This is a genomic window from Aeromonas sp. 6P (genome assembly GCF_051919525.1).
Classification (GTDB): domain Bacteria; phylum Pseudomonadota; class Gammaproteobacteria; order Enterobacterales; family Aeromonadaceae; genus Aeromonas; species Aeromonas veronii.
Genome location: NZ_JBQBEO010000002.1, coordinates 2,045,761 through 2,055,627, shown reverse-complemented (window position 1 = coordinate 2,055,627; position 9,867 = coordinate 2,045,761). Strand labels below are relative to the sequence as shown.

Annotated in this window: 10 protein-coding genes; all 10 read left to right on the top strand. The window is 60.0% G+C overall.

The genetic code is table 11. The annotated features are described in order from the left end of the window. Positions 1 to 395 precede the first annotated feature (395 nt). The 10 genes from nrfA to ACTG2J_RS09620 all read left to right on the top strand — a co-directional run bounded on the left by nrfA (position 396) and on the right by ACTG2J_RS09620 (position 9,804). Entirely contained in the window at positions 396 to 1,835 is a 1,440-nt protein-coding gene (nrfA, locus tag ACTG2J_RS09665; protein WP_439997433.1) for an ammonia-forming nitrite reductase cytochrome c552 subunit, read from the top strand. 51 nt (positions 1,836 to 1,886) lie between these two features. Then, positions 1,887 to 2,480, top strand: a complete 594-nt coding sequence (gene nrfB, locus ACTG2J_RS09660) for a cytochrome c nitrite reductase pentaheme subunit (protein WP_113739964.1) — start codon at positions 1,887 to 1,889, stop codon at positions 2,478 to 2,480. Further along, entirely contained in the window at positions 2,477 to 3,157 is a 681-nt protein-coding gene (gene nrfC, locus ACTG2J_RS09655) for a cytochrome c nitrite reductase Fe-S protein (protein WP_113739963.1), read from the top strand. The genes nrfB and nrfC overlap by 4 nt, the downstream gene beginning before the upstream one ends. An 87-nt stretch (positions 3,158 to 3,244) precedes the next feature. Beyond that, on the top strand, positions 3,245 to 4,198 hold the full coding sequence (gene nrfD / locus ACTG2J_RS09650; protein ID WP_113739962.1) for a cytochrome c nitrite reductase subunit NrfD: 954 nt from the start codon (positions 3,245 to 3,247) through the stop codon (positions 4,196 to 4,198). 119 nt (positions 4,199 to 4,317) lie between these two features. Further along, positions 4,318 to 4,761 (top strand): hypothetical protein, encoded by a 444-nt coding sequence (locus ACTG2J_RS09645; protein WP_439997432.1) that lies wholly within the window; start codon positions 4,318 to 4,320, stop codon positions 4,759 to 4,761. A gap of 46 nt (positions 4,762 to 4,807) precedes the next feature. Beyond that, on the top strand, positions 4,808 to 6,775 hold the full coding sequence (nrfE, locus tag ACTG2J_RS09640; protein WP_439997431.1) for a heme lyase NrfEFG subunit NrfE: 1,968 nt from the start codon (positions 4,808 to 4,810) through the stop codon (positions 6,773 to 6,775). Continuing rightward, a complete protein-coding gene (locus tag ACTG2J_RS09635) occupies positions 6,772 to 7,374 on the top strand; it encodes a DsbE family thiol:disulfide interchange protein (RefSeq protein ID WP_439997430.1) in 603 nt (200 codons plus the stop codon). The genes nrfE and ACTG2J_RS09635 overlap by 4 nt, the downstream gene beginning before the upstream one ends. Then, positions 7,371 to 8,576 carry a heme lyase NrfEFG subunit NrfF gene (gene nrfF / locus ACTG2J_RS09630; protein ID WP_439997429.1) on the top strand — a complete coding sequence of 402 codons (1,206 nt, stop codon included), beginning with the start codon at positions 7,371 to 7,373 and terminating at the stop codon, positions 8,574 to 8,576. Before ACTG2J_RS09635 ends, nrfF begins: the two co-directional genes overlap by 4 nt. A gap of 91 nt (positions 8,577 to 8,667) precedes the next feature. Further along, the gene (locus ACTG2J_RS09625; RefSeq protein WP_043824168.1) at positions 8,668 to 9,297 is read left to right on the top strand and encodes a DUF2268 domain-containing putative Zn-dependent protease; all 630 of its coding nucleotides are present in this window, start codon (positions 8,668 to 8,670) and stop codon (positions 9,295 to 9,297) included. Between the two features lie 54 nt (positions 9,298 to 9,351). Continuing rightward, positions 9,352 to 9,804: an NUDIX hydrolase gene (locus ACTG2J_RS09620; protein ID WP_439997428.1), complete on the top strand. Its 453-nt coding sequence runs from the start codon at positions 9,352 to 9,354 to the stop codon at positions 9,802 to 9,804. The last annotated feature ends 63 nt before the right edge of the window (positions 9,805 to 9,867 follow it).

Sequence of the window (9,867 nt, the reverse complement as noted above, 5' to 3'; positions counted from 1 at the left end):
TTTAGTCAATTATTAGCATAAGACATTACCAAAATCTGTGAACAATACGGCAGCAATCAGGATCAGCAGCAAAAAGTGCCAGTACGCAACTGTATCGATCAAACTCCTGCCATCGAATGCTCGGCAGTTAACAAGAAGTTGAGTTTCCATAAAATTTAATCCAGATCTCATTTCAGCGATCAATCCTGTGCACCAATTGATCTGGCACAACTCTCCCTCCGATAAATCATCATTAAATTTACCTATTTGTTAGGGTAACCCTCGAGCAATCATATATTGCGCGGTTTTATTCACCCGCAAGCGAATGTCTGCCCACCCCGCCCGACGGGGGGAAGATCCACACCAAGATGGAACGGGTCAGACGAGACCAAAACATTTATCTGGGAGTGATAAACGTGGGTTCACAACACAGGCATATCAAACTGGGCCTCGCCACCCTGCTGCTGACTACCAGCCTCGGCACCAGCGGCTGGGCGCAGGCAGCCGATGACACGCAACCCAAAGGCAAGATCGAGGCGCGCAGCGAGCTGTTCGCCAAGGATCACGCCGATCAGTTCACCAGCTGGCAAGCCACCAGCGAAAGCAAGGAACGCACCGACGCGCTGGCGGAAGATCCCAATATGGTGGTGCTGTGGGGCGGTTACCCCTTCGCCAAGGATTACAACAAGCCGCGGGGCCACTTCTATGCGCTGACCGACGTGCGGGAAACCCTGCGTACCGGCGCCCCCAAGACAGCCGAAGATGGCCCGCTGCCGATGGCCTGCTGGAGCTGCAAAGGCCCGGATGTGGCCCGCGTCATCGACGAGCAGGGTGAGGATGGCTACTTCAAAGGGATGTGGGCCAAGGGTGGGCCGGAAGTAGTCAACACCATCGGCTGCGCCGACTGCCACGACACCGCCTCGAAGGAGTTCAAGGAGGGCAAACCTGCCCTGCACCTCTCCCGTCCCTATGCCGACCGGGCCATGACCGCCATTGGCAAGCCATTCAAGGAGCAAGGGCGCTTTGATCAGCAGTCCCAGGTGTGCGGCCAGTGCCACGTGGAGTATTACTTCAGCGGCCCCACCAAGGCGGTCAAATTCCCCTGGGACAAGGGCACCACTGTGGAGCAGATGGAGGCCTATTACGATGAAATCGGCTTTGCCGACTGGACTCATGCCCTCTCCAAAACCCCTATGCTGAAAGCCCAGCACCCCGAGTACGAAACCTGGCGTGCCGGCATTCACGGCCAGAACAACGTCGCCTGTGTCGATTGTCACATGCCCAAGGTGCAGAACGAGCAGGGCAAGGTCTACACGGATCACAAGGTGGGGAACCCCTTCGATCGTTTCGAGCAGACCTGCCGCAACTGCCACACCCAGAGCAAGGAGATGCTGCAAGGGATCGTCAAGCAGCGCAAAGAGGCGGTGATCGAGACCAAGCTGAAGGTCGAGAAGCAGCTGGTACACGCCCACTTTGAAGCCAAGGCGGCCTGGGATGCCGGCGCCACCGAGGCAGAGATGAAGTATATTCTGCAGGACATCCGTCACGCCCAGTGGCGCTGGGACTACGCCATCGCCTCCCACGGGGTGCAGATGCACGCCCCCGAAGTGGCCCTCAAGGTACTTGGCAGCGCGCTGGATAAAGCCGCTGACGCCCGCACCAAGCTGGCACGCCTGTTGGCCAGCAAGGGGATCAGCCATGAGATCGCCATCCCCGACATCTCCACCAAGGAGAAAGCGCAAGCCGCCCTTGGCATGGATATGAAGCAGTTCAACAGCGACAAGGCCCAGTTCCTCAAGACCACGGTCCCCGCCTGGGATGCCGAGGCCAAAGCGGCCGGACGGCTGGCACAGTAACGGCGCCTGCGGGCCCGGCCAGACCAGGCCCGCAGCGGATGGAGGCTTCCTATGGGTGATTTAACGATGGATTTTTTACGACTGATGCTGATGGCAGCCATGCTGCTCACCAGCCTGCAGGGTCAGGCGGCCGAGTCGGCAGCAGCCCCTGTACCAGCTACACATGAAGTGGAATTTTTACGCAATCCCGACAAGGCCTGCACCGACTGTCACAAGGAGCAGAGCGAGGGAATGCACGGCAAGCATGGTCAGGCGACCAATCCCAACAACCTGGCACCAGTCACCTGCACCAACTGCCACGGTCAGCCCTCCCCTCAGCATCGGGAAGGGGTCAAGGATGTGATGCGCTTCAGCCACAGCCTGAAGGATAAAGAGAGCATCAAGCTTTATCCCATCAGCGAGCAGAATGGAGTCTGCATGAGTTGCCACGAGCCCAAAGTGCTTCGCGAGGCGCTCTGGGCCCACGACGTGCACGCCACCAAGCTCACCTGCACCAGCTGCCACCAGTTGCATCCGGCCAAGGAGCCCATGGTGGGGATCCCGGAAAAATCCCGCATCAGGCTCTGCGTCGACTGCCACAGCAAGCAACATGAGGCCGTCAAGGCGGCCAAGGCGAACACCACCTCGGGCAAGGAGGCACAATGAGCTGCTCTCGCCGTGACTTTATGGCGGGCATGGGAGCAGGGGCCCTTATCATGATGACGGGGCCGACTCGCTCCCTTGCCACCCCCCTTGCCCACAGCCAGACCATCGACGGGGTACGCTTTGGCATGCTCCACGACGAGACGGCCTGCATCGGCTGTACCGCCTGCATGGATGCCTGCCGGGAGGTGAATCAGGTGCCAGAGGGGGTCTCGCGCCTCGAGATCATCCGCTCCGGCCCCATCGGCACCTTCCCCGATGCCGAGTACCACTTCTTTCGCAAGTCCTGCCAGCACTGCGACAACGCACCCTGCGTGCACGTCTGCCCCACCGGTGCCTCCCATATCCGCAAGGAGGATGGCATCGTCGACGTCAACCCGGATCTCTGCGTCGGCTGCATGTACTGTCTGGCCGCCTGCCCCTATCAGGTGCGTTTCATCAACCCTGTGACCAAGGTGGCCGACAAGTGCGACTTTTGCCGCAAGACCAACCTGGCGGCAGGCAAGGAGCCGGCCTGCGTGGAATCCTGCCCCACCAAGGCGCTGGTGTTCGGCAATCTGGATGATCCGGACAGCCCCATCGCCAAACGGCTGGTGAAGGAGACCACCTATCGCTACAAGCAGGCGCTCGGTACCTCGCCCAAGATGTACCGCGTGCCCAAAGGGGAGATAAAGTCATGACGATGCAAGAGGCGTTTCACTTCCCTTCCCTCGTGTGGGGATTTGTCCGATCGCCATCTACCGCAGTAACAGAAGGAGGAATGGATCATGTTGCATGACGCATTTCACTTCCCTTCACTGGTCTGGGACTGGCCCATCGCCATCTATCTCTTTCTGCTCGGCATCTCCGCCGGGGCCACCACCCTCTCGGTGCTGCTGCGCCGCAAGGGAGCCGGCAGCGAGAGCGGCATTATCAAGGCGACTGCCATTCTGGCGCCGGTGAGCGTGGTGCTGGGGTTACTGATCCTCATCTTCCACCTGGCCCGCCCCTGGACCTTCTGGAAGCTGATGTTCCACTACCAGTTCGACTCCGTGATGTCGATGGGGGTCATGCTGTTTCAGCTCTATATGGCGGTGCTGTTCGCCTGGCTGGCTGTAGTGTTTCGCGCCGAGATTGAGACCTTGCGCTGTCACCTGCTGCAAGAGAAGTTCGCTTTTGTGGATGGGCTGATTGGCTGGCTCGCCCGCATCGAACGGCTGCTGGCGCCGCTGTTGCTGCTGCTCGCCGTGCTGCTGGGGGCCTACACCGGCTTTCTGCTCTCGGCGCTCAAGACCTATCCGCTCTTGAACAACCCGGTGCTGCCGGTGTTGTTTCTGGTCTCGGGCATCAGCTCAGGTATCGCCTCCACCATCTTGCTGGCGGTGACGCTCTTCAAGGAGAACCATCACAGCCAAGGGGTGAGCTTCGTGCATCGCTTCGAGCGGCCGGTGCTGGCGGTGGAGGTGTTGCTGCTGGTCTGCTTCTTTACCGGCCTCTACTTCGGTGGCGGTCAGAAAGAGGTGGCGATGTGGGCGGCCATCGGCAGCGGCTTCTGGGCTCAGGTGTTCTGGGTCGGGGTGGTGGGCATCGGCATGCTACTACCCCAGCTGCTGGCTCTGCTGACCCCGGCGCCCCTGCGGGAGCGCAACGGCCATCTGGTGCTGGTCTGCAGCCTGACCCTGGTGGGGATCCTGCTGCTGCGCTACTTCGTGCTTTATGCCGGCCAGATGACTGTAGTTTAAAGGTATGATCACCAGCGCCAGCCACCTTCGGGTGACTGGCGCTGGCTCGTTGATTCGCAAGTGAAATCTAAATGGGGATAACAACGTTGGAATTTCTTTATCGAGGGTTCAACTGCCATATGACAGTGACCGATGCCATGGTTCCCAAATCGCTATCGGATGATCCAGAGCAAGGCGCTGAGTTTGGTGATGACAGAGTTCAATGCGGAGACTCAGATTTCACATGCGGACTCTCTATCACCAATACCATTCACTCACACGAATACGCTGGGAATGGTGAACCAACTGGAGGGATATCGACAACCCCGCATTTTGAAGTAGCCAAACGCTATGCCTTGGGAAATGGAAGGTTTGCCAACGGCCATGTCATCCGAATGTCCATCCCAGAATTAAAGAAAGCTGGCGTAACCATCTATCGAGTCAATGATTGCCTTGATACCCCCTCAGTCCCTTCGGATGACGAACATTGGATCTATTTCAAAGGCGAGTTTCCTCAAAGCACCATTGTGGAAACGTTCCACGCCTACTCTGAAGCGCCTTCTGAGCCTGAGTTGAAAGACTGAAATTTGTAATTAATTCAATTAATTTCTAATTGCATTTGGAGGTTGTGTGCTGGCGGAGCTCGGCTATCTCTCACTGTTGCTGGCGGCGGCACTCTCCTTGCTGCAGGGCACCCTGCCCTGGCTGGGATTACGGCTCGCCTCCCCGACCCTGCTGCGCTGCGCCAAGCCGCTGGTGCTGATCAATGCCATCCTGCTGTTAGCCGCCCTACTGCTGCTCGCCAGCTGCTTTGCCCGGGATGATTTCACCGTCAGCTATGTGGCCCAGCACGCCAACAGCGCCCTGCCGCTGGGCTTCAAGCTGGCTGCGGTATGGGGCGGCCACGAGGGCTCCATGCTGTTCTTCGTGTTTGCGCTGGGGCTGTGGGGCGCTCTGGTGGCCCTTTGCTCCAAGCGGGTCGATCCGCTGATCACAGCTCGAGTACTGGCCATCATGGGGCTGATCGTCGGGCTGTTCGGTCTCTATACCCTGATCTTCTCCAGCCCGTTTGACCGCCAGTTTCCGGGACCGCTGGAGGGGCGCGATCTCAACCCCATGCTGCAGGATATCGGCCTTATCATCCACCCGCCCCTGCTCTATCTCGGTTACGTCGGCTTTGCGGTCAACTTCGCCTTCGCCATGGCGGCGCTGCACTCGGGCAGACTGGATGGCGCCGTGGCCCACTGGAGCCGCCCCTGGGCACTCAGCTCCTGGGTGTTTCTCACCGCCGGCATCGTGCTGGGTTCCTGGTGGGCCTATTACGAGCTCGGCTGGGGTGGCTGGTGGTTCTGGGATCCGGTAGAAAACGCTTCCCTCTTGCCCTGGCTGCTCGGCACCGCTCTGCTGCACGCCCTGATTGTCTGCGAGAAGCGCGGCGCCTATGGTCACGCTGTGCTGTTGCTCTCCATCTTCACCTTCGCCTTGAGCCTGCTCGGCACCTTCGTGGTGCGCTCCGGAGTGCTCACCTCGGTACACGCCTTTGCGGTGGACCCCAGCCGCGGCCTCACCCTCTTGTTGCTGCTCGGTTTGCTATTGACCTGCGCCCTCACCCTGTTTGCCCTGCGCGCAGACATTCGCGCCCCCTATGCCCGCTTTGGCTTGCTGTCAAAGGAGGGGCTGCTCGGCGCCGCCATCCTGCTGCTCTGCGTGGCCTGCGCCAGCGTGCTGCTCGGCACCTTCTACCCCATGGTGTTCCAGTCGCTTCATCTGGGTTCGCTCTCGGTAGGCGCCCCCTATTTCAATACCATCTTCGTGCCGCTGGCCCTGCTGCTGATGGCGCTGATGACCCAGCTGCCGCGCCTGCGCTGGCAGCAGCTTGCGGCACATTCCCGACTAAACGCTCTGTTACCGCCGCTGTTTGGCCTGCTTGGCGGCGGGCTGCTTAGCCTTGCCTATCTGGAACAGGGATCGTTTTCCGGTAGCTGGATTGGCATCCTCGCCAATATGGTGAGCCTCTGGCTGATGGCCAGTCTGTTGCTCCCGCTCTTGCAACCGACATCGCTGCGCGAGCTCACCCTCAATCGGCTCGGCAGCTTGCTGGCCCACCTTGGGGTGGCGGTGTGCGCCCTTGGCATCGCGCAGGTGAGTCACCACAGTCAGGAAGGGGGCACTTTGCTAAGTGCCAACCAGCCCTACCAGCTCGGTGCCTTCGAGTTTCGCTATGAAGGGCGCGAGCCGGTGATCGGCCCCAACTATACCGCTGAGCGGATCACGCTTAGCGTGCACAAGAATGGTAAAGAGGTGGCGCGGCTGACGCCGGAGCGGCGCCACTACAGCGTGCGCACCATGAACATGAACGAACCGGGCATCGCGTGGGGACTTTTTGGCGATCTCTACGTGGTGCTGGGTGACAAGATGGGGCCAGATGCCTATGCCATGCGGCTGCACTACAAGCCGCTGGTACGCTGGATCTGGCTCGGCGGCCTGTTGATGATGGCGGGCGGCACCCTACGCCTGATCGCACGTCGCCCCTTGCTTGCCTCCCGTTCCGTTGCGGTTAGCGCCTCCCATCCCCGGCTCGAACAGGAGGCGTTATGAGATCCCGCCTGCGCCTCTTTCTTCCCTTGCTGCTGACCCTGAGCCTCGGCGCCCTGCTTTGGCTCGGCCTTGGCAACAATCCCTACAGCCAGGATGAGGCGACGCTCGGCCGTACCCTGCCTGCGTGGCAGAGTGACGACCTGTTTGGCGGCGCCACCATCCACACCGAGGCGCTCAAGGGGGAGCCCTTCGTACTCAACGTCTGGGCCAGCTGGTGCGCCAACTGCCGCGCCGAGCATCCGCTGCTCAGCGAGCTCGCGGCAACAATGCCCCTCTACGGTCTCAACTACCGGGACAAGAGGGATGCCGCCCGCGCCTGGCTTATCCAGGCGGGCAACCCCTATCGCGCCGTACTGGCCGACCCCGACGGCAAACTGGCGCTGGAGCTCGGCGTCTACGGCACGCCTGAGACCTATCTCTTTGATGCCGATGGCACCCTGCTCGCCCGCCATACCGGCGAGCTTACCAAAGGGATCTGGCAACGTCAGTTTGCCCCCCTGCTCGACCAGGCGCGAACTGACGCGCAAATGAAGGCCGCTACAACGGCACCCGCAATTGCGTCATCTATTGCAACATCAGCTCGGGAGACACAGCCATGATGCGCCGTTCTCTTGCCTGCACCCTGCTGGCCCTCGGCATGCTGCTGAGTGCAACTGCATATTCCAGCGGGGTCGATACCTATGAGTTTCGCCATCCCGAGCTGCAAAATCGGGCGCAAGAGCTGGCCCGCGCCCTGCGCTGCCCCCAGTGCCAGAACCAGAATCTGGTAGAGTCCAACTCCCCCATCGCCCGGGATCTGCGGCTAGAGATCTACCGCTGGGTGGACGAGGGGCAGTCTGATGAGCAGGTGATCGCCCGGATGACGGAGCGCTTCGGCGATTTCGTCCGCTACGATCCCCCCTTCAAGGCCAGCACAGCGCTGCTATGGGGCGGACCCCTGCTACTGTTGGGGCTGGCGCTGTTGACCCTGTTTCGCCGCCTGACACGCACAAAGGTACAAGCCATCCCTGTCGTTAGAGCAATGATTGAACCCATTCATCAACCTGCGGCCGATCCCCGCAGCGAATTGAATTGGCTGATCATGCATGGGGAGCAGACAGGCCTCTCCCCCGACCAGCCACTCTACAGGGAGCTGAGCGCCGCCCGCCTGGCCAACGCCATCCCGGCGGCTGAGCTGGCCCTGCGCGCACAACTGGCCAGCCAGCATGACAATCGCGGCCGCAATAACCGGCACGGGCGGGCCTTGTTGCTGCTTGGCATCATGGCCATCGCGGCCGTTGCCGCTTTGTATTTCAGCAGCGGCCGTTATCAGGCATGGCAGGATTATGCATCCCGTCCCGATCCGCTGGCGGGGTTGAGCCCGTGGGATCTGCAGGACAAGGAGCTGGGGAGTCTGCATCAGAAACTTCAGCGCAACCCCGCCGATCTCGACAGCTGGGCGGCGCTTGGCCAGCTCTATCTCTATCGGGGCGAATATGACAGCGCCCTGCTCGCCTACCAGCGTCTGGCTCTGCTGGAGGGGGGCGCCAGCGCGGCGACTCAAGCCGCCCAAGCCACCGTGCTCTACTATCAGGCGGGCCAGCAGCTGACTCCCGAGGCAACCCGCCTGCTGGAGAGCGCCCTCAAGCAGGACGCGGGGGAAGTGAGCGCCCTGATGCTGCTCGCCTCCGATCACTTCCTGCATGGCCGCTACAGCCAGGCCATTGCGCTGTGGCAGCAATTGCTCGATGGCGAGCGCCCTCGCATCAACCGGGCTGCACTGATCGAGGCGATCCAGACGGCAAGCATAAGGGGCGGGTAACCCCTTGATTGAAGGAGGGTAATCGTGGTGATATGGCGCCGCGACCACGCAAGTGGCTCAGCACTCTCTTTCAATAGACAAGGATGTCTGGATGCAACTCACCCTGTTAAACGACTCGGGCAAATTCGATGGGCTCGATGACACCATTAGGCACGTTTTTGCCGAGACGGCGCACAAATTGAATGCCTTGTTCGATCTCTCCCAACTGGATGTCACCTTCAGCCCTTTTGCCGAGGGGGATGCTCCCGATTCGGGTATCGGTGGCTGGGCCATCAACATGTATCGAATAGAACTCCAGCTTGATCTGGAACGGCCTGATATCAAAGAGGTGATCATCACCGAATTACCTGCCGTGCTGGCCCACGAAGTCCACCATATCGTGCAAAAGAAGAATAAGGTGGAAGCAGAAACACTGGCCGAAAACCTGATTTTTGAAGGACTGGCCTGCTACTTTGAGCAGAGGTTCAATGGTGGCACACTCCCCTCGCTGTTCAAGGAGTCTCATCATCATGACTGGCAATCGCTCCTGGCAGAGATGACGCCCCATCTATCCAGCAAGCAGTTCAACTTTTTAGACTTTTTCTACTGCCGTGATAACCGGCCATTTCCCAAATATGCCGGTTACTGGGTGGGGTTCAATCTGGTGGCCAACTATCTGGCCAAAAATGGCCTGAATGAAATAGAGGTCATGGGCCTGCCCGCCGAGGCGTATTTCAATTAACACGCCTTCACTCTGTTCATGGCTATCACAGAGCCCAAACCCGGAGAGAAGATCATGATCCCCATTCGCTGCAAGGCCGTCTCTAGCGTTGCCCTCACCACTGGCGATGGCGAAATAAAATTGCTGGTGATGAAGCGGATCAAGGGCGGTTTCTGGTGCCATGTGGCGGGCACGGTGGAGGCGGGTGAAACCGGCTGGCAGACCATTATTCGGGAGTTTGGCGAAGAGACGGGGATCGGGGTCACCGAACTCTACAACGGCCAGTATCTGGAGCAGTTTTACGAGGCGAGCTTGAATACGGTGGAGGTGGTGCCGGTCTTTGTAGTCTATTGCCCGCCCAATCAGGCGGTGATCCTCAACGACGAGCACATAGACTATCGCTGGTGTTCCCTGGCCGAAGCAAAAGCGCTGGTGAGTTTCCCCGGCCAGAAGGCGCTCTACGACCATATCTGGCACCATTTTGTCGACAACGCCCCCTATCCCCTGATGCGGGTCGATATCCGCTGACCGCGCACGGCTTCCCCCTTTAAATGCAACACGCCCCCGGATGGGGGCGTGTTGTATCTCAAG